This is a genomic window from Streptomyces longispororuber (genome assembly GCF_024448165.1).
In the GTDB taxonomy this organism is placed as follows: Bacteria; Actinomycetota; Actinomycetes; order Streptomycetales; family Streptomycetaceae; genus Streptomyces; species Streptomyces longispororuber_A.
Window position 1 is genome coordinate 1 of sequence record NZ_JAMOLN010000047.1, and the last position, 19,807, is coordinate 19,807.

Here is a 19,807-nt window from a genome sequence, read left to right on the forward strand (position 1 = left end):
GCTGCCCTGCGTGCGCGACTCGCCCTGGTCCGGGCGGAGCCGCACGTCCTACCGGACGTCCGAGGTGCTCCGGTACCCCTCGTGACCCGAATGCTCCCCGCACCCGAAGTCACCCTGGACGTACCAGAGTTGGTCCCCCTTACGCCTGGCGCCGCAGACACTCCTGCTGCATATCTGTGGCTCCGGACTTATAGATCATCATTTGTCACTTCGTGTCCCAGCATGCGAAGCACGGTCAATCTAGACCATCGGAACCCGCCTGGAGAGAGGGATGTGTGTAATTTGTGCTCAAGATTTGAAGCCGGTTCCGCGGACGGGTGGCGCCAGCGGGTGCCGTGACGGCCATGGCATGCCGTGTGACCTGTGATGACGCGGATTTTCTGGTTCTTCAACGCGCCCATGGAGCCACCGCGTCCATCACATTCGCCTCAAGTCCGTTGACTGAAGCGGATGTTGATTCCGGGCAACAAAACGGAACGGCTTCGCACATGGCCGGATCCGCTCGCCGCGCCGGTCCGTTCGGGGGCGGGGCGGACGTGGCCGGAAAGTGGAGGCGGAGTTCGGCCACCCGAACGCCGTGCGCGACGGCGTCCGGACGACGGCAGGACCTCAACGCGCTTCTCGCGGGGGGCCGACCGGGCCGGCGGGGCGGCAGCCGCGCAGGCCGGACGGGGCCTCGACGACCGGGGCGGGCGTGCCGGTGGAGGACACGGCTGCCGCACGCACCGAACCGGACACGGCCGACAGTCGCCGCCATGAGCAACACACGGGAAGCACAAGGGAGTTCAGGACATGTGCGCCCCGCGCCCGGCCCGCCCCTGACACGCCTCGGGGCGGCCTCCGCCCTCCGCGGACCCGGGGTCAGTCCTTGTAGTCGGGCGCGGTGCGCTCGACGAGCCGCAGCAGCGCGGCCCAGGCGAGGTCGTACGCGTCGTGGTCCTCGAAGTCGGACGACGCCTCGCCGGTGAGCTGCCGCGCGGTGTACTCGGCGACCTGCGCCGACGGCAGGACCAGCGGGGTGCCGCCCGCCTGGGCGGTCACCTGGATCTCGCAGGCCTTCTCCAGGTAGTACATGCGCAGGAACGCCTGCTTGGCGCTGTCGCCGACGGTGAGCAGACCGTGGTTGCGCAGGATCAGCGCGGGGTGGCCGCCGAGGTCGGCGACGAGGCGCTCCTGCTCGTCGAGGTTGAGGGCGACACCTTCGTAGTCGTGGTAGCCGACGCGGTCGTGGAACTCCATCGACATCTGGTTGACCGGCAGCAGGCCGCCCTGCTGGGCGGCGACGGCGCAGCCCGCCTTGGTGTGGGTGTGCAGCACGCAGTGGGCGTCGTGGCGGGCCTTGTGGATCGCGCTGTGGATCACGAAGCCGGCCGGGTTGACCGGGTGCGGAGTCGGCTCGACCGGGTTGCCGGCCAGGTCGATCTTGACCAGGTTCGAAGCGGTGATCTCCTCGAAGAGGAGCCCGTAGGGGTTGATGAGGAAGTGGTTGTCGGGCCCCGGCAGCCGCTGCGAGATGTGCGTGAAGATCAGGTCGGTCATCCGGAAGTGCGCGACCAGCCGGTAGACGGCGGCCAGTTCGCGGCGCAGGCGCAGTTCCTCCGCCGCCGGGTCGGCCGGTGCGTCGGGGGTGGTGAGGGCGTCGGTCACGCGAGGGCTCCTTCGGTGGCGGCCGTGGTGTCGGGGACGACGACCGGGGTGTGCGGGCGGCCGGTGGTCCACCAGGCGATGACGTTGCGCGCGGGTTCGGTGACGTAGGCGCGCAGCGAGGCGTCGGTGAGGAAGGCGCTGTGCGGCGAGAGCAGCAGGCGCGGGTGGCTGCGCAGCCGGTCGTCGGCGGCGGGCGGCTCCACGGGGAAGACGTCCAGGGCGGCACCCGCGAGCTGTCCGCCGTCGAGCGCGGCGAGCAGGGCGCCGGGGTCCACGAGGTCGCCGCGGGAGACGTTGACGAGGAGGCTGCCGGGGCGCATCCGGGCCAGCAGCGGTCCGTCGATCATGCCCCGGGTCAGCGGGGTCGAGGGGACGTGCAGGGAGAGCGCGTCGGCGGTGGCGACGAGGGTGTCGAGGTCGACCCGTTCGACGCCGTCGGGCCAGTCGGCGGCGCGCGGGTCGTGGGCGACGACGCGGCCGAAGACGGGGGCGGCCAGCCGGGCGAGGGTGCGGGCGATGCGGCCCATGCCCAGCAGACCGAGGGTCAACTCGCTCGCGCGGCGCGGCACTTCGGTGAAGTCGGTGTTCCAGCCACCGCCACGGACCACGGCGTCGGCCTGCGGCAGCCGCCGGGTGAGCGCGAGCAGTTGGGCGAGGGCGTGCACGGCGACGTCCTCGGTGGCCGAGTGCGGCAGGTTCGACACCCACAGGCCGCGGCGGGCCGCCTCGGCGGTGTCGATCATGTCGTACCCCGCGGACATGGTGGCCAGCATCCGCACCCGGGGAAGCCGGTCGAGCAGCGCGGCGTCGATCCGCGCGTAGCCGACGATCAGCGCGTCGGCGTCGTGCGCGGCGGCGGCGATCGCCTCCGGGGCGCGGCTGCCGACGACCCGGACCTCGAAGCCCGCGTCGGACAGCAGCCGCACCGCGGGCTCGGGGTCGAGCTCCTCCGTGTCGGTGATGACGGCAACGGGTGTACTCACGCACCACACTCCAGCGATGATTCGATCGTTAGACAGAACTGAAACTTACGTTTCCTTCGCTCGATCTGTCCAGAGCCGCCGAGACGGCTGCACCATCGGCACGTAAGAATGAGCCCGGAGACCGGCCGGACCCGCGGCCGCGCCCTGGACGACGGAGGAGACCGGCACGTGGATCTCGACGAGACCGACCTGGCGATCGTGCGGAGCCTGCAGACGGACGGCCGGCTGACCTACGAGACGCTGGCGCAGCAGGTGGGTCTGTCCCGGCCGGCCACCCGGATGCGGGTGCAGCGGCTGCAGGAGACGGGCGCGGTGCGGGTGGTGGCCATCGTGCACCCGGCGGTGCGCGGACTGACCGCGTCGGCGCACCTCGCGATCGACACGGACGGCGCCTCGGCCCCGGTCGCACGGGAGATCGCCACACTCCCGCAGGCCCCCTTCGTGACACTGACCAGCGGCCGGCGCTCGATCATGGCAGAGCTGCGCACGGCCGACGCCGCCGAGCTGGAGCGGACCATCGAGCACATCCGGGCCCTCAAGGGCGTGCGGCGGGTGGATCCGCTGATCGCGACCCGCCACGTGAAGGACCCCTACCTGCTGGGCGGCGAGCCGGCCGTCGCCCTCCAGGACCCCACGGACGACCGGATCCTCGCCGAGCTGGAGGAGGACGGCCGGCTGCCGTTCGCCGAACTCGCCGCACGCGTCGGCCTGTCGGCCGGCGCCACCCGCTCCCGCACCCTGCGCCTGCTGGAGGGCGGGGTGGCGAAGGTGGTCGCCCTGGTGCGCCCCGACGTCCTGGGTATGGGCTATCTGTGCGGCTTCAGCCTGCGGGTCGACGGCGCGGCGGCGCCGGTGGCCGAACGGGTCGCCCGGTTCGAGCGCGTGACGTTCCTGTCGACCTGTCTGGGCCGCGCGGAGCTGGTCGGGACGATCACCGCGGAGTCGTTCGCCGCGGTGCGCACGACGCTGGAGGAGATGCGCGAACTGACGGCGGTGCGCGAGGTGGAGAGCTGGCTGCACCTGGAGCTGGTCAAGGAGCGGTACGACCTCGGTCCCAGAACGGCCTGACGGGAGAACCAGGGTCCCGACAGTCGATCCGGAATCAAAAGAGCGATTCAACTTTACAAAACTACTTGACCGCCCCCTCTGGTCAATCAGTCGTTCGCTCTCTATGGTTCAGCAAGCCGAATCGTCTGTCGGCACTTCCCCCTGAACGTCTTTGGTCGAAAGCAGGCCTGCCATGCCCCGACACCCCGAGTCCCCCGAGCGCACCCTGCTCGTCACCGGCGCCGCCGTCGCCGCCGCGGGCACCCCGGTCCGCACCGAGGCGCTGGCCGTGCGCGGCGACCGCATCGTCCACGTGGGCACCGCCCAGGACGCCCGCGCCGCGCTCGGCGGCCGCGCCGACGAGGAACTCGCCCTGGACGGCGGCCTGGTCCACCCCGGTTTCGTCGACGCGCACTGCCACCCGGTGATGTACGGCCAGGCCCTCGCCTGGGTCGATCTGCGCCCCGAGCACGTGCCGGACATCGACACCCTGATCGAGGTGCTCCGCGAGGCCGCCCGCGACCTGCCCGCCGGCGTCCCGGTGCGCGGCTTCGGCTACGAGCACCGCCGCCTGGCCGAGGGCCGCCACCCCAGCTGCCACGACCTGGACCGCGTCGCCGAGGACCGCGAGGTCTACGTCATGAACGCCTCCGGGCACGGCGGCGTCGTCAACTCCCACACGCTGCGCGCCTGCCGCATCACCGCGGGCACCCCGTCCCCCGAGGGCGGCAGCATCGGGCACTTCGCGAACGGCGAGCCCGACGGACAGCTGTGGGACGCGGCCTGCGACCTGCTCACAGGACCGGCCGGCGTGAAGATCGGCAACCACGGCCCGAACTTCCACCTCTCCGAGCCCGACGCGATCATGAACGACCACCTGCTGCGCGCCCAGGAGGTGTTCCTCGCCGCCGGTGTCACGACGATCGGCGACGCCCAGGTCTCGCGCCGCGAGATGGAGACGTACCTGCGCGCCCGCACCGACGGCTCCCTGCGCATGCGCGTCAGCGCCTACCTCACCTCGGCGCTGCTCGACACGGCCCTCGAACTCGGCGCGGTGCGCGGCTTCGGCGACGACCTGTTCCGCGTCCAGGGCGTGAAGTTCTACGCCGACGGCACGCTCGGCGGCTGGACCGCGTACTTCCCGGAGGGTTACGCCGCCGACTGCTGCCACCACGGGCAGCTTTACCACTCGGTCGAGGAGTACGCGGACATCGTGCGCCGCGCCCACGCCGCCGGTCTGCAGACCGCGACCCACGCCCAGTCGCCGTACGCCATCGGCATGGTGCTCGACGCGATCGAGAAGGCGCAGGCCGACCGGCCGCGCGACGACATGCGGCACCGCATCGAGCACTGCGGGCTGCCCACCGACGAGCAGATCGGACGGATGGGGAGTCTCGGGGTCGTCCCCGTCATGCAGCCGCAGCACCACCTGCGCACCGGCGACGGCACGCTGACCGCCGTAGGCGACCTCGGCCACCGCTACAACCCGGCGGGCCTGTGCCCGGCCGCCGGCGTCCCGGTCGTCTTCTCCTCGGACGCCCCGGTCGCCCCGCCCGCCCCGCTGGAGGCCGTGGCCGCCGCCGCGACCCGCCGCACCGTGCTCGGCACCGTCCTCGGCGACGAGGCGCTGCGCCTGCCCGTCGAGGCCGGTCTGCACGCGCACACCGGCGCCGCCGCGCGCGCCCTGCACCGCGAGCACGCGGTCGGCGCCCTCGCGCCGGGCATGCTCGCGGACTTCACCGTCCTGGACGCCGATCCGCTGACCGTGTCCGCCGACGACCTCACCGGCATCCGCGTACGCGAGACCTGGGTCGGCGGCAGTCGCGCCTGGGCCGCACCGGGTCGCTGACCCACTCCCCCGGCGGCCGGACGATCCCGTCCGTGGCCCGGCCGCCGGGCCCGGCTCCACGCCGACGCCACTCCCCACGCCCGAGCAGTTCCCGTCCCCGACCGCACTCCTTCCGCCGGAGGCCCCCGTGCCGGACCGCACGCCCACCCGCTCGCCGCAGAGCCCGTTCAGAACGGCCTTCGCCGCTCTGTCCGGAACCTCCATCGAGTGGTACGACTTCTATGCCTTCGCCACCGCGGCGGCGATCGTCTTCAACGACGTCTTCTTCCCCGCCGACATGCCGACGGCCCTGAAGACGATCTCCTCCTTCGCCACCTTCGCGGTCGGCTTCCTGCTGCGCCCGCTCGGCGGCATCGTCTTCGGTCACATCGGTGACCGGGTCGGCCGCAAGAAGACCCTCGTCATCACCCTGCTGATGATGGGCGTCGCGTCGTTCGCGATCGGTCTGCTGCCCACCTACGACCAGGTCGGCGTGCTCTCCCCGATCCTGCTCATCGTGCTCCGGCTCGTCCAGGGCATCGCGATCGGCGGCGAGTGGGGCGGCGCGGTGCTCATCGCCGTCGAGAACGCGCCGAAGGGCAAGGCGACGTTCTTCGGCTCGTTCGCCCAACTCGGCTCGTCCGTTGGCGCGTTGCTCTCCACCGGCATGTTCAGCCTGATGAACCTCTTCGGCGACGCAGCGTTCGACTCGTGGGGCTGGCGCGTGCCGTTCCTGGCCTCCGCCGTCCTCGTCGTCATCGGTCTGGTGGTGCGCACCAAGCTGGAGGACTCCCCGGTGATGGACGAGGTCCACACCCGGCAGGAGAAGGGCGGGGTCGGCAGGCTGCCCGTGGCGGAGGTGCTGCGCAAGGACTGGAAGACGGTCCTGGTGGGCGTCTTCTCCCTGGCCACGGCCACCGGCGGGTACTACGTGGTGACCAGCTACCTCCTCTCGTACGGCACCGAGGACCAGCACCTGTCCGAGTCGATGCTGCTCAACGGGCTCTCGCTCGCGGCGTTCCTGGAGCTCGTCGTCACCCCGTTCCTGTCGCTGCTCGGCGACAAGGTGGGCGCGCACCGCGTCGTGGTCGGCGGGCTCGCGGGCGTGGTGCTGCTCTCGATCCCGCAGTTCATGGTCCTGGGCACGGGCAGCGTCGCCGGGATCTATCTGATGATGCTCGCCATGCGGTTCGTGATGTCCGCGCTGTACGGGCCGATGGCGGCGATCCTCGCCGACGGTTTCGACCCGCACGTCCGCTACACCGGCATCTCGCTGTCGTACCAGGTCTGCAACCTGGTCTTCGCGGGCTTCGCCCCGGTCGCCGCCGTGTGGCTGTCCGCGCTGGCCGGCGGCGCGTACTGGCCACCCGCCGTCGCGCTGATGGTGGTCTCCGCGGTCGGCATCTGGTGCACGCTGCGGCTGCGCACCTACGGCGCACGCCGGGTCGCCGCCAAGGCCCCGGCCGCCCCGGCCCGGCCGGTGACCGCGCACGCCTGAGCGCTTCCGGCCGAGCCCGCCGTCTCCGTCAGGGGCGGCGGGCCCGGGCGCTCAGCACCGCGACGCTCGTCGCTGTCGTCCTGCTCCGCGACGATGACGACGGATGACGACGGATGGCGACGGGGCTCGCCGGCGGCACGCTCGCCTGTCGAGGCCGGGACGTCAGGGGTTCAGGGCGTCACGATCGGGAAGTTGGGGTCGGGTTCGTCGAGCGTGCCCAGGAGCAGCGCCAGGACGGCGGCGTCGCCCTCCTGTCCGATGCCGTCGAGGCCGTGGCCGGCGAGCAGTCCGATCAACTGGACCTTGGTGAGCGTCAGGGTCAGGTCGGCGCTGGTGTCCCGGGGGTCCGGGTAGTGGATGAGCGCCCCGTTGGAGAGCTCCATCCGGTACGTCTCGCCCAGGTCGATCACGTTCCACAGGATGGTCAGGCGCACGCCCCAGGCGCGCGGCCCGTTGACGCGGATGGCGAGCGAGTCGAAGGCCTGGGTGACGGAGAGCGCGGAGGCCAGGCTCGCGGCGAGCGCGATCGCCGTCTTCGGTACGCCGTCGCGCAGTTCGTGGGCGCCTTCGAGGAAGAAGTTGCGCCAGGTCGAGCACTCGGCGCCGTACCCGAGCCGGGTCAGGACGTCGGCGAGGAGTTCCTTGGCGCCCGCGTGGTCCGGCGCGCCGAAGACGACGTGCGAGGCCAGTTCCGCGGCGAACCGCAGGTCGCCCTCGTCGGCGAAGGTGCGGGCGGTCTCGACGGCCCGGTCGGGGCCGCCGAGCGCCCGCACGTACCGCTCGCCCTGCGCCTGCGGCGGGTGCTGCCACAGGTGGGCCGGGTTGCCGTCGAACCAGCCCATGTACCGCTGGTAGACGGCCTTCACGCCGTGCGACACGGAGCCGTAGTAGCCGCGGACGTGCCAGGCCTTCGCCAGCTCGGGCGGCAGCCGGATCTCCTCGGCGATCTCGATGCCGGTCAGTCCGGTGTTCATCATGCGCAGCGTCTGGTCGTGCAGGTAGCCGTACATGTCGCGCTGCTCGGAGAGGAAGCGGACGATGCGGTCGGTGCCCCAGGTCGGCCAGTGGTGCGAGGCGTAGACGACGTCGGTCTCGTGCCCGTACAGCTCGATGGCCTCGTTGAGGTAGCGGGACCACATCCGGGCGTCGCGGATCTGGGCGCCGCGCAGGGTGAGCAGGTTGTGGAGGGTGTGGCAGGAGTTCTCGGCCATGCACAGGGCGCGCCGCTCGGGGAGGTAGAAGTTCATCTCCGCGGGGGCCTCGGTGCCCGGTGTCATCTGGAAGACGAAGCGGACGCCGTCCAGGACTTCTTCCTGACCGGTCTTCGTGATGGTCAGATTGGGCGGGATCAGCCCGACGGCACCGGTCGACGTGGCCATGCCCAGGCCCATGTTGACCTGTCCCGTGGGGCCGAACGGCGTGCCGGCCGCGCCGAAGTACATGCCGCGCCGGATCATCGCCGTGCCCGCGTACACGTTCTCGGAGACGGCGTGTTCCATGAAGTGCTCGGGGGCCACCACGGGGACGTCCGAGTCGGGGCTGATCACGCCGCGCACGCCGCCGAAGTGGTCGACGTGCGGATGGGTGTAGATCACGGCGGTGACCGGCCGGTCGCCGCGGTGCGCGCGGTACAGGCCGAGCGCCGCGGCGGCGACCTCGGCGGAGACCAGCGGGTCGACGACGATCACGCCCCGCTCGCCCTCGATCAGCGACATGTTGGACAGGTCGAGTCCGCGCACCTGGTAGAGGCCGTCGGTCACCTCGTACAGGCCCTGGCGGGCGCAGAGCGCGGCCTGCCGCCACAGGCTCGGGTGCACGGTGTCGGCCGGCTCGGACTGCTCCATGAGGTAGGCGTAGGCGTCGCTGTTCCAGACGGTGGCCCCGTCCGCGTTCTTGACGACCCCTGGTTCCAGCGCGGCGACGAATCCCCGGTCGGCGTCCTGCGCGTCGGTGCCGTCGTCCACCGGAAGGTCGGTCGTGGTCACGGGGTCCTCCTGCGTCCGGGTGGCTGCGCCTCAGCCTGGTGCCGGCCTGTCCGAGGAGCCATCGGGCTGGGGCCGTACGAGTGAATCCCGGACGGCCGCCCGCGCTATGTTGTCCGGGGTGCCCGAACGGGCGCGGGGGCGGGAGTTGTGCATGGGCGGGCCGGAGGCGCAGGACACGGCCGGGCGGCTGCGGGCCGTCTGCGACGAGCTCGCGGACCGGTTCTACGAGCGGGCCGACGTGGTGCGGACGCTGGTGGTGACGCTGCTGGCGGGGCAGCACTCGCTGCTCCTCGGGCCGCCGGGGACGGCCAAGTCCGAGCTGGCCCGGGAGCTCACGGGCCGGGTGGTGGGCGCCTCGTACTGGGAGATCCTGCTGTCGAAGTTCACCGCGCCGACCCGGATGTTCGGGCCGATCGACGTCGCCGCGCTGGCCAGGGGCGAGTACCGGCAGGTCTACGACGGCCGGGCGACGACGGCGCACATCGCGTTCGTCGACGAGATCTTCAAGTGCTCCACGGCGGCGCTGAACGAGACGCTCGGCTATCTCAACGAGCGGATCTACCACCCGGAGAACGGCGGCGAACCGGTGCGCTGCCCGCTGATCGGGGCCATCACGGCGAGCAACGAACTGCCCGGCGGGGAGGACACCGCCGCGATCTACGACCGGCTCCTGGTCCGGATCGAGGTCGGCTATCTGGAGGACCCCACGAACTTCGCGGCCCTGGTCCGCTCCGCCGTCAACCGGCCGGCCGCACCGGCCCGGACCACGGTCGGCCTGGCCGCGCTGCAGCACGCCGTCGCCGAGGACGTCCCGGCCGTGGACGTGCCCGACGCGATCGTGGACGCGGTGTGCGCGCTGCGGGCGGCCCTGCGCCGCAAGGAGCTCGTCGCCTCCGACCGGCGCTGGCGGCAGGCCGTGCGGCTGCTCCAGGCGTCCGCGTACCTGGACGGCCGGGCGGCGGTCGGCGAGCGGGACCTCTCGGTGCTGACGCACGTGCTGTGGGACTCCCCCGCGGACCGGCCCACCGTGGAGCGCGAGGTGCTGCACCTGGTCAATCCCGATGCCAAGGAAGCACTCGAACTGGGCGACAGCATCGAGGAGTTGGCGGTCCAGCTCGACGCGATGGCGGGACAGTCCCGGGAGGCGCTGAGCGACTGGGTGATCAGGAAGGCGCACCACCAGTTGGCCATGGCGGGCAAGCGGCTAGAGCAGCTGCGCGCGGAGGCGGCGGACGCCGGGCGGTCCACCGCGACCATCGACCGGGTCACCGGGCGGCAGCGCGCCGTGCGCGCCCGGGTGCTCACCGAGGCCCTGGGCGTGGACGCGTCGACGGTACAGGCGCAGCTCTGAACGCCGTGGACCCGCCCGGCGAACCGGCGGGCGCGGCCGCGACCTGGCTGGTCCGGGCTGCCGGAACCGGACGGCACACGACGGCCGTGGTCGCGGACCACGTCGACCGTCTCACCTGGCGCGACACGTACGAGCAGGCGGCCGGACTGCGCGAGCTCGCCGAGGAGTTGAGCGCCCGCCACGCCCACGCCGCCGACCTCCTCGCGGACGCGTTCCTCGCCGCGTACCTGGCCGTTCCCCGGCTGCGCGCATCTGCGGAGATGGACCCGTCCCGGCTGCCCCACCACGAGGCCGTCACCGCGCTCACGCAGTCGCCTGAGTTCACCGCGCTGCGCCGTGAGACGGCCGGTGACCCGTATGCCGCCGCGCTGGCCGTGCTCGCCCAGAGCGCCGCGCTGCGCCGGATCCTGGAGCGCGCCGAGGAGGCCGGGGCGCGGGCCGAGCGGGCCGGGGCGGCGCGGCGGGACGCCGAACGGGCGGCGGCCGCGGTGGGCGACGCGCTCCGGCGGGCCGCCGACGGTGCCGACGAGGAAGGCACGGTGCCGCCCGCCGCGGCCGATGCCGTACGCCGGGCGATCACGGCCGCGGAAGCCGTCGAGTCCGCCGCGCGGCGGGCGGCCGAGGACGCCGCCCGGGCCCTCTCGGTGGCAGTGCCCGGGATCCGGGCGGCCGCGCGGAGCGGCGTGGCGAAGGCCGCCGGAGCCGTGCGCGAGGAGGCCGACCTGATGCGGGCCTGGGGTGTCGGGGGCAGCGAGCTGGAGCGGATGCCGTTCGACCGGCGCGCCCGGCTCGCCGAGCGGCTGCGCACCGGCCGCCTCGCCGAGTGGGCACGGCTCATCGGTCGCTTCCGGCGGATGGCCGCGGGCGAACGCGCCCGCAGGACGGAGAGCGAGTCCGGGGAACTGGTCGGTGTCACGCTCGGCGACGACCTCGCCCGCGTCGTCCCCGCCGAACTGGCCCACCTCGGACTGCCCGCGCTGCGTGCGGTGTTCGCCGCGCGCTACGCCGCCGGGGAACTGATGCTGTACGACACGCGGGGCGAGCGGCCGGCCGGCCGCGGCGCCGTCATCGCGTGCGTCGACACCTCGCACTCGATGTACGCGGAGGGGCCGGGCGGTGTCACCCGGGAGGCGTGGTCCAAGGCGTGTGCGCTGGCCCTGCTCGACCAGGCCCGCGAGGCGGGGCGTGACTTCGTCGGCATCCTGTTCTCCGCCGCGGACAGGCTCCGGGTGTTCCGCTTCCCGGCCGGCGAGTCCGCGGACATCGACCGGGTCGTCGACTTCGCGGAGACCTTCCTCGGCGGCGGTACCAGCTACCAGCGGCCGCTGACCGAGGCGCGGGCGCTGCTGGAGGCGGAGTTCGACGACGAGGCCCGTGCCCGCGGAGACATCGTGATGCTCACCGACGACGAGTGCGACGTCACCGAGGAGTGGATGCGCGCCTGGCAGCAGGCCCGGCAGCGGCTGGGTTTCCGGGTCTTCGGCGTGGCCGTCGGCGCCGCGCCGGCCGCCGAGCGGGGCTCGGTCCTCGACGCGCTGTGCGACAACCTGCGCTGCGTGGAGGACTTCACCGACGTGCACGCGGCAGCCGACCTCTTCCGCGTGATCTGACCGCCCGCTTCCGCGCGATCCGACCGCTCAGCCGCGCCGGACCGAACCGTCCGCCACCGCCTTGACGATGGCCGCCACGCCCGCACGGTCCGTGGGCTGGGGATCGACGGAGTTGTGGATGGAGAAGCCCTCGACCAGGGCGTCGAGCGCCCGTGCCGTCAGCGGGTCGAAGTGGGCGGACAGCGACTCGCGGCTGGCCTGCATCCAGGACCGCATGACCGTACGGAGTTCGGGGTGGCGGGTGGCGAAGGCGTACAGCTCGTAGCTGAGCAGCAGGTTGCGGTCGGTGCCCCAGACCTTGCCGCAGATGATCTCGACGACGGCGTCCTGCGCCTCCTCGGGCGTACGGGCCGCCGCCAGCAGGGCACCGTAGCGGGTGGACACGGACTCGGCGAGGCGGGTGAACGCCTCGGTGAGCAGGTGCTGCATGTCGTCGAAGTAGTAGGTGAGCGAGCCGAGCGGCACCCCGGCGGCAGCGGCGATCTTGCGGAAGGTCACCTTGATGGCGCCGTGTTCGGCGATGACGTCGAGGGCCGCGTCGAGGATGCGTTCGCGCCGCCGGGGGTCGTTGGGGCCGCGGGTGCTGCCGGTCATCGCCGTTGTCCGCTCTCTCTGCTCGGCACCGGATGGGGCGGGCGGACCGATTTCGGTGGTCCGCCCGATCTTCTCCGGCACCCGATCGGGTGTGTACATTTGTGCATACTCGGTGGGTGCCGGGACCTCCCGCCACCGGACCATTCTTCCGGACCCAGCGGAGCCCCTTGTGACAGACCGCGCCGTGCGCCGCCGCCGTCAGGCCCTGTACCTGTTCTTCTTCCTGCCCGGCATCGCCATGTCCTCCTGGGTCACCAGGACCCCGGACATCCGCGATCAACTGGGCGTGTCCACCGGGCAGATGGGGCTGATCCTGTTCGGCCTGTCCGTCGGCTCGATGAGCGGCATCCTGTGCTCGGGACGGCTGGTGTCGAGGTTCGGCACCCGGCCCGTGATCGCGCTCGGCACCACGCTGATCGTCGCGAGCATGGTCGTCATCGGGACCGGCACCGCCGTCCCGTCCGCTCCGCTGGTCACCGCGGGACTGTGGGTGTTCGGCGCGGGCATGGGCGCGGGCGAGGTGGCGGTGAACGTGGACGGGGCGGACGTCGAGCGCATCACCGGCGCCGCGGTGCTCCCCACGCTGCACGGGTGCTTCAGCCTGGGCACCGTCGTCGGCGGCGCGGTCGGGATGGCGGCGACCGCGGCCGCGTTCCCGGCGCACTGGCATCTGATCGCGGTCGCGGTGATCGCCGTCGGACTGCTCGTGCACGGGCTGCGGTCGGTGCCGGCGGGCACCGGGCTGAGCGCCGCGGCCGGGGAACCGGGCGCGGCACGCCGGTCGGGCCCGCCGGTGTGGAAGGACGGCCGGCTCCTGCTGATCGGCGCCATCGTGCTCGCCATGGCGCTGGCCGAGGGCGCCGCCAACGACTGGCTGCCGCTGCTCATGGTCGACGGTCACGGCCTGGACGCCGCGCTCGGCTCGCTCGTCTTCGTGGGCTTCGCCGCCGCGATGACGGTGGGGCGGTTCTGCGGCACGTTCTTCCTCAACCGGTTCGGCCGGGCCGCCGTCGTGCGCGCCAGCGCGGTCTCCGGTGCGGTCGGGCTGATCCTGGTGATCTTCTCGGACAGCGCCGTCGTCGCCGCGATCGCCGTGCTGTTCTGGGGACTCGGCGCCTCCCTCGGCTTCCCGGTCGCCCTCTCGGCGGCGGGCGACTCGGGGCCCGACCAGACGGCCCGGGTCAGCCTGGTGGCCACCATCGGCTACGTCGCCTTCCTGGTGGGTCCGCCGGCGCTCGGGTTCCTCGGCGATCACTACGGGCTGCGCTCGGCCATGGTCGTCGTCCTCGTCTTCGTCGCCTCGGCCGTCCTGCTCGCCCCGGCCGCCGACACCCGCTCCCGCAGCACCGCGGCCGGTCACGGCGGACCGGCCCCCGACGACCCGCCGGGACTCCACCACTCCGGCGGCGACGACAGCACGGGCACGACGGACGACACGGACCGTGCCGGCCGACGACCGACCACGAGCGGAGACCTGACATGACCCGACCGGACAACACCATCGGTGTCCTCCTCCCCCGCGACATCCCCCTGAACGACCTAGTCGCCTACGCGCGCGACGCGGACGCCTACGGGTTCGGGGAGCTGTGGGTCGTCGAGGACCTCGGCTACCGCGGCGGACTCGCCCAGGCCGCCACCGTGCTCGCCCACACCCGCCGGATCCGGGTCGGCGTCGGCCTGCTGCCCGCGGGAGCGAGGAACGTCGCCTTCGCCGCCATGGAGGCGGCGACGCTGGCCCAGCTGCACCCCGGCCGCGTCGACCTGGCCGTCGGCCACGGCATGCCCGACTGGATGCGCGGCGTCGGCGCCTGGCCCGCCAGTGCGCTGACGCTGCTGCGCGAGTACGTCGGAGCGCTCAGGGCACTGCTCGCGGGCGAGTCCGTCACCACGGACGGCCGGTACGTCCGGCTCGACGGGATCCGGCTCGACGCGTCGGCACTCCCCGAGCAGGTCCCCGACGTCCTGGCCGGGGTCCGCGGCCCCAAGTCGCTCGCCGTGTCCGGGCAGGTCGCCGACGGCACGCTGCTCGCCGAGCCGGTCACTCCCGAGTACGTACGCGCGGCCCTCGCCGGCATCGCCGCCCACCGGCCCCACCGGCTCGCCGCCTACAACATCGCCGCCGTCGACGACGACCCGCGCGCCGCCCTCGCCGCCGCCCGCCCGGCCCTCGAACCGCTCGGCGACCCCGACTGGCGGCCGCACATCGCCCCGCTCGACTTCCACGCCGAGCTCGCCGAACTGCGCCGCACCAGCGCCGACGCACGGGAGTTCGCGCGGGCGGTCCCGGACGAGTGGGCGGCGCGGCTGGCGCTCGCGGGCACGGCGGAGCAGGTCCGCGCGCAGATCGAGGCCCTCTTCGACGCGGGTGTCACGAGCGCCGTCCTCGCCCCGGCCGGCCCCGACCCCCGGGCCGCGCTGAGAGCGCTGGCCGAGGTCCTGTGACGGATCCCGGTGTGCAGCCGCACGGCCCTTCACCTCTTCGGCGGTTGCGGCTACACACGGGGGTCCGTGAGTCGCCGCATCCGTGAGGGAGTTGCCGTGTCCGAGCAGGACTTCGCCGACCGCAAGGGCGCCGCGCTGGTCGCGGGCGGAACCGGGGCCATCGGAGCGGCGATCGTCCGCACCCTGGCCCGGCGCGGCTCGGCGGTCACCTTCACGTACCGCTCCAACGAGGGTGCCGCGCGGGCCCTCACCGACGAGCTGACGGCACCGGGGGCGCACGTCCGCGCCCTGCGGGCCGACCTGACGGTCGAGGAGGACGGCGCGGCGGCCGTGCGGGAGACGGTGGACGCGTTCGGCGGGGTGCACACGCTGGTGTACGCGGCCGGTCCGCACGTGCCCATGACGCATCTGAGCCAGGTCACCCCGTCCCGGTACCGGGAGCAGCTGCAGGCCGACGCGCTGGCCTTCTACCAGCTCGTCCATCCCGCGCTCGGCGCGCTGCGCGAGCACGGCGGCAACACGGTCGCGGTGACCACGGCCGCCACCCGCCGCTATCCGGTGCGCGACGGTCTGTCGACGGGCACGAAGGGGGCGATCGAGGCGGTGGTCCGGGCGCTGGCCGCCGAGGAGGGGCGCTACGGGGTGCGGTTCAACTGCGTGGGCCCCGGCATGCTCACCGACGGGAACGCGGCCCGGCTGATCGAGAGCGGCGACCTGGACGACGCCGCGCTCGCCGTCACCCGCCGCAACATCCCCCTGCGCCGCTTCGGCTCCGCCCAGGACATCGCCGAGGCCGTCGCGTTCCTGGCGTCCGACCGGGCCGGGTTCATCACCGGGCAGCATCTCGCGGTCGACGGGGGCTACAGCGTCTGACGGCCCGTGCGCGGTCCGGGAAGGGACCGCGCACGGGCCGTCGTACGGCTTCCGGGTGGCGGACTCAGGCGCGGGCCGGAGCCTGGTCGCTCGTGGCCGGCTGCTCGCCGGCCGCCGCGCCCTCGCCGTCCCGCAGCGCGGGGATGAGCGCCGCGACGGCGGCGGAGACCAGGGCGACCGCGGAGCCGATCACCAGGCCCGTGCGGAAACCGCCCTCGGACGCGATGGTGTAGCCGCCGAGGTTCACGGTCATCTGGGCCAGGACGACACCGATCACGGCGGCGCCGATCGTGGTGCCGAGCGAGCGCATCAGGGCGTTGAAGCCGTTGGCGGCCGCCGTCTCGGAGAGCGGGACCGCGCTCATGATCAGGGCGGGCATCGCCCCGTAGGCGAGCGCCACACCGCTGTTGATGACGATGCCGACGATCATCAGGCCCCAGGCCGAGCCCATCAGGAACAGCGCGAGACCGTATCCGGCGGAGATCACCAGCGCGCCGCAGACCAGGGCGACCTTGGGGCCGCGGGCGTTGATCAGCTTTCCGCCGAGCGGGGAGACGATCATCATCATCACGCCGCCGGGCGCCAGGTACAGACCGGCGGCGAGCATCGACTGGCCGAGGCCGTAGCCGGTCGCCTCGGGGAACTGCAGCAACTGCGGCGCGATCAGCATGAAGGAGTACATGCCGACGCCGATGAGGATCGAGGAGGCGTTGGTCAGCAGGACGCGCGGGCGGGCCGTGGTGCGCAGGTCGATGAGCGGGTCGCGGGTGCGCAGCTCCCACCAGCCCCACACCAGCAGCGCCACGACGGCGACGGCGAACAGGCCGAGCGTGGTGCCCGAACCCCAGCCCCAGTCGGCTCCCTTGGAGATCGCGAGGAGCAGGGACACCAGACCGATGGCGAGACCGATCGCGCCGAGTCCGTCGAACCGCTGGCCCTTGGCGCCGGCCGGGACGTCCGGCACGACGAAGAAGATGAGCGCGCCGATCACCAGGGCGAGGCCCGCCGAACCCCAGAACAGGACACGCCAGTTGGCGTACTGGGCGACCGCGGCGGACAGCGGCAGGCCGATGGCGCCGCCGATGCCCATGGAGGCGCTCACCAGGGCGATGGAACCGCTGAGCTTCTCCGCCGGGACGACGTCCCGCAGCAGCGCGATGCCGAGCGGCACCATGCCCATGCCCATGCCCTGCAGACCGCGCCCGACGATCATCGGGACGACGGACGACGACAGGGCGCAGACGACCGATCCGACGACCAGCGGCACGGCGCAGACCAGCAGCATCCGCCGCTTGCCGATGAGGTCGCCGAGGCGCCCGGACACCGGCACGCAGACACCCGCGACGAGCAGGGTGACCGTGACGACCCAGGCCGCGTTCGACGGCGAGGTGTGCAGCAGCTGCGGCATCTCCGCGATCAGCGGGGTCACCAGGGTCTGCATGATCGCCGCGACCGTGCCGGCCAGGGCCAGGGTGGCGACGACCGCGCTCGAGTGGGAGGTCGGCTGAGGGCCGTCCATGGTGGAGCTCCTTCACGGAACAGAGAAAGGAAAGGGGCACGCCTGTCCGGCAGCACCTTTGTGCATCGTACATGTCGTGTGTATGGACCACATTACGTGTCTGATACATATGGTGGAGCGGAGGAACCGGAGGAAGGGACCACGTGGACAAGCCCACACATCGGGTGGAGTTCGAGCAGATGCTGCTCAGCCGCTATCTGCACCTGCACAAGAGCAAGGGGCGCCGCGCGGACAGCGTCCTCGACCGCAGCGCCTACATCCTGCTCAGCCGGATCCGCGTGGAGGGCCCGATGTCGATCGGGCAGCTCTGCGACGCGTTCGGCCTCGACACGTCAACGCTCAACCGGCAGACGGCGGCCGCCATGCGCGCCGGCCTCGTCGAGCGCATCCCCGATCCGGACGGCGGCCTGGCCCGCAAGTTCCGCATCACCGACGAGGGCGCCAGACGCCTGGACCAGGAACGGTCCGGCACGGTGGCGAGTCTCGACCGCATCATGGCCGACTGGTCCGACGAGGACATCGCGGCGTTCGCCGGCCACCTCCGGCGCTTCAACTCGGACATCGAGCGGCTGCACGGCATGCCGTGGCCCCGGCCCCGGGCGGCGCGTCACTGACCGCGGGCCGCCCGGGCGTCCGGCTCAGTACCGCTGCGCCTTCGCGATCTTCGCGGTGAGGTGCGGCTCCGGCGGCTTGCTGCTGATGGCCAGCGGCTGGGCCTTCTCGCCCGGCTCGAGCTCCCGCGCACCGACGACCTTGGACTCGACGACCTTGCCGTCGGAGTCGCTGAAGTCGACCTGGACCGCGTACGACGCCGTCTTGTCGGTCTTGTTGGTGATGTTCACGACCAGGGCGCGCACCCCGTTCGTCTGCGCGAGGGGCTTGCCCGTCAGGGAGACGTCACTCATCGCGTTGCCCTGGCCGTCGACGTCCTTGAGCGCGTTGGTGAACTCCTGGCGGTTGCGCTCCACGTCGGCGGCGACCGACGCCTCGAAGTCGTGGGCCCGTTCGGACGCCGACTCGGCCGCGGCCGACGCCGACTCCTTGACCTCGGCCTTCTTCGACGCGGCGCTCGACGCCAGCGCGGACGGCGGCTCCCCGGAGAAGTCCGACGCGTTCGGGGCCGTCGGGCGCGGCGTGACGCTCGCCCCCGAGTCGCTGCCGGAGTCGTCGGTGCTGCACGCGGCGAGCGCCAGCACGCCCACGGCCGCGCACACCCCCAGGGCGATCCGGCCGCCGGACCTCCCTGGCCTCTTGCCTGCGCTCATGGATCGGTTCCTCTCTGACGTGGTGGGGAGCGAGGGTCAGAAGCGCAGCACGGCGGCCACGTGTCCGGCGTCCGCCAGTTGGCCGTCCGGGACGAAGACGACCTCCGCGCCGGTCTCCAGTGCGGATTCGACGATCTCGTCGACGATGTCGTGGACGGCGTCCAGGTCGTCGTCGGCCGCCGGTTCCAGGTGGCCCTCGCCGGCCCGGACGGTGACGCGGTAGTTGTCCTCCACGACGAGGCGGTGGATCCGCCCGTCCGACGCCTTCTGCCAGACCTCGTCCACACCGGCGGCGTACGTGTTGCTGCCGCGGGCCCGGTCGAGTGCGGCGAGCGCCTCGGTCACCACGCGTTCGCCGTCCGCGGCCCGGGCCGGGGCCACCGCCTTGGCGACCGCGTCGCCGCCGCCGTGGGCCAGTCCGCCGAAGGGGACCTGGACCGCGCCCTGCGCGGCCGAGCCGCTCTCGGTGAGCAGGGACAGGGCGGCCGGTTCGCCGGTGACGTAGAGCCGTCGGGACTCGGCGGCGAGGACGGCGGCCAGCGCGGCGTCCGCCTCCCGGAAGAACTGGCGGGCCTGTTCGTCGCGGAAGGTGCTCGGCACATCGCCGATCCGTTCCTTGCGCTCGACGTCCGGGTCCTCCAGGCTGCGGGTCAACGGGAATCCGTGGCCCTCCTCCTCGACGACGCGCTCACCGCGCCCGTTCCACAGCGCGATCCGGTCGGCGGCGACGGCCAGCACCCAGTAGGGCTTCTGCGCCGCGTCGGCCGCGACGAGGTTGCGGGTGAGGAAGGTGTCCGCGACCACGACCCGTTCGGGCACCGCCCGGTCCACGGCCCACACCCGGTGCTCGCCCGGCGCCGCGAAGACGACGAGCCCGTCCCTCGCGTGCGCGAGGTCCGTCTCGGCGACCGCCTCGTTCAGCTGGGCGACCACGTCGTCGCGGCGTTCCTTCGTGACACCGGGGTCCGCGTCCAGTTGGCGTGCGGCCTCGCGGACGAGGTTGTCGAGCCGGACCGGGTCCTGCGCGTTCTCCGGTCGCGTGCGGTGCGTGGGCATCGCCAGGGACACCGCCGGATAGGGGCGCTGGGTCCGGAGTTCCTTGAGAATGGCCGGGGTCAACGAGGAGTGCATGCCTGCAGGTCCCTTCCCTGTTCCTGGGCGCTTC

At 72.8% G+C, this 19,807-nt stretch carries 16 protein-coding genes; 9 read left to right on the forward strand and 7 right to left on the reverse strand.

The genetic code is table 11. From position 1 onward, the window contains the following. Positions 1-861: 861 nt before the first annotated feature. Positions 862-1,647 carry a class II aldolase/adducin family protein gene (locus M4J07_RS15935; RefSeq protein ID WP_255972332.1) on the reverse strand — a complete coding sequence of 262 codons (786 nt, stop codon included), beginning with the start codon at positions 1,645-1,647 and terminating at the stop codon, positions 862-864. After that, entirely contained in the window at positions 1,644-2,630 is a 987-nt protein-coding gene (locus M4J07_RS15940; RefSeq protein WP_255972334.1) for a C-terminal binding protein, read from the reverse strand. The genes M4J07_RS15935 and M4J07_RS15940 overlap by 4 nt, the downstream gene beginning before the upstream one ends. Positions 2,631-2,738: 108 nt before the next feature. Between M4J07_RS15940 and M4J07_RS15945 the strand changes: the two genes are divergently transcribed. The 3 genes from M4J07_RS15945 (at position 2,739) to M4J07_RS15955 (ending at position 7,003) form a co-directional block, all read left to right on the forward strand. Beyond that, positions 2,739-3,698, forward strand: a complete 960-nt coding sequence (locus tag M4J07_RS15945; protein WP_255972336.1) for an Lrp/AsnC family transcriptional regulator — start codon at positions 2,739-2,741, stop codon at positions 3,696-3,698. Between the two features lie 172 nt (positions 3,699-3,870). Beyond that, positions 3,871-5,526 carry an amidohydrolase gene (locus tag M4J07_RS15950; protein ID WP_255972338.1) on the forward strand — a complete coding sequence of 552 codons (1,656 nt, stop codon included), beginning with the start codon at positions 3,871-3,873 and terminating at the stop codon, positions 5,524-5,526. 127 nt (positions 5,527-5,653) lie between these two features. After that, the gene (locus M4J07_RS15955; RefSeq protein ID WP_255972340.1) at positions 5,654-7,003 is read left to right on the forward strand and encodes an MFS transporter; all 1,350 of its coding nucleotides are present in this window, start codon (positions 5,654-5,656) and stop codon (positions 7,001-7,003) included. Between the two features lie 170 nt (positions 7,004-7,173). Here the strand turns inward: M4J07_RS15955 and M4J07_RS15960 are convergent, their stop codons facing one another. After that, a complete protein-coding gene (locus M4J07_RS15960; protein WP_255972342.1) occupies positions 7,174-8,988 on the reverse strand; it encodes an alkyl/aryl-sulfatase in 1,815 nt (604 codons plus the stop codon). 151 nt (positions 8,989-9,139) lie between these two features. Here M4J07_RS15960 and M4J07_RS15965 point away from each other — a divergent pair, with 151 nt between their 5' ends. Together M4J07_RS15965 and M4J07_RS15970 are read left to right on the forward strand one after the other, a co-directional pair. Beyond that, complete coding sequence (locus M4J07_RS15965; protein ID WP_255972344.1) at positions 9,140-10,339, forward strand: AAA family ATPase; 1,200 nt, start codon at positions 9,140-9,142, stop codon at positions 10,337-10,339. Between the two features lie 5 nt (positions 10,340-10,344). Further along, positions 10,345-11,949 (forward strand): VWA domain-containing protein, encoded by a 1,605-nt coding sequence (locus tag M4J07_RS15970; protein WP_255972346.1) that lies wholly within the window; start codon positions 10,345-10,347, stop codon positions 11,947-11,949. A gap of 27 nt (positions 11,950-11,976) precedes the next feature. Here M4J07_RS15970 and M4J07_RS15975 read toward each other — a convergent pair whose 3' ends face one another. After that, complete coding sequence (locus tag M4J07_RS15975; RefSeq protein WP_255972348.1) at positions 11,977-12,543, reverse strand: TetR/AcrR family transcriptional regulator; 567 nt, start codon at positions 12,541-12,543, stop codon at positions 11,977-11,979. Between the two features lie 169 nt (positions 12,544-12,712). Between M4J07_RS15975 and M4J07_RS15980 the strand changes: the two genes are divergently transcribed. The 3 genes from M4J07_RS15980 to M4J07_RS15990 all read left to right on the forward strand — a co-directional run bounded on the left by M4J07_RS15980 (position 12,713) and on the right by M4J07_RS15990 (position 15,858). Next, on the forward strand, positions 12,713-14,026 hold the full coding sequence (locus M4J07_RS15980; RefSeq protein ID WP_255972350.1) for an MFS transporter: 1,314 nt from the start codon (positions 12,713-12,715) through the stop codon (positions 14,024-14,026). Further along, the gene (locus M4J07_RS15985) at positions 14,023-14,985 is read left to right on the forward strand and encodes an LLM class flavin-dependent oxidoreductase (protein WP_255972352.1); all 963 of its coding nucleotides are present in this window, start codon (positions 14,023-14,025) and stop codon (positions 14,983-14,985) included. The genes M4J07_RS15980 and M4J07_RS15985 overlap by 4 nt, the downstream gene beginning before the upstream one ends. Positions 14,986-15,081: 96 nt before the next feature. Continuing rightward, the gene (locus M4J07_RS15990; RefSeq protein ID WP_255972354.1) at positions 15,082-15,858 is read left to right on the forward strand and encodes an SDR family NAD(P)-dependent oxidoreductase; all 777 of its coding nucleotides are present in this window, start codon (positions 15,082-15,084) and stop codon (positions 15,856-15,858) included. A 64-nt stretch (positions 15,859-15,922) separates the two neighbouring features. On the opposite strand, the gene M4J07_RS15995 is transcribed toward M4J07_RS15990, so the two are convergent. Next, positions 15,923-17,377, reverse strand: a complete 1,455-nt coding sequence (locus tag M4J07_RS15995) for an MFS transporter (RefSeq protein WP_255972356.1) — start codon at positions 17,375-17,377, stop codon at positions 15,923-15,925. A gap of 179 nt (positions 17,378-17,556) precedes the next feature. Between M4J07_RS15995 and M4J07_RS16000 the strand changes: the two genes are divergently transcribed. Further along, positions 17,557-17,991 carry a MarR family winged helix-turn-helix transcriptional regulator gene (locus M4J07_RS16000; RefSeq protein WP_305127777.1) on the forward strand — a complete coding sequence of 145 codons (435 nt, stop codon included), beginning with the start codon at positions 17,557-17,559 and terminating at the stop codon, positions 17,989-17,991. Positions 17,992-18,015: 24 nt separating this feature from the next. Here the strand turns inward: M4J07_RS16000 and M4J07_RS16005 are convergent, their stop codons facing one another. Together M4J07_RS16005 and M4J07_RS16010 are read right to left on the reverse strand one after the other, a co-directional pair. Continuing rightward, positions 18,016-18,642, reverse strand: coding sequence for a hypothetical protein (locus tag M4J07_RS16005; RefSeq protein ID WP_255972360.1), 627 nt, complete (start codon positions 18,640-18,642; stop codon positions 18,016-18,018). A 36-nt stretch (positions 18,643-18,678) separates the two neighbouring features. Next, positions 18,679-19,773: a baeRF3 domain-containing protein gene (locus M4J07_RS16010; protein WP_255972362.1), complete on the reverse strand. Its 1,095-nt coding sequence runs from the start codon at positions 19,771-19,773 to the stop codon at positions 18,679-18,681. Between the last annotated feature and the right edge of the window lie 34 nt (positions 19,774-19,807).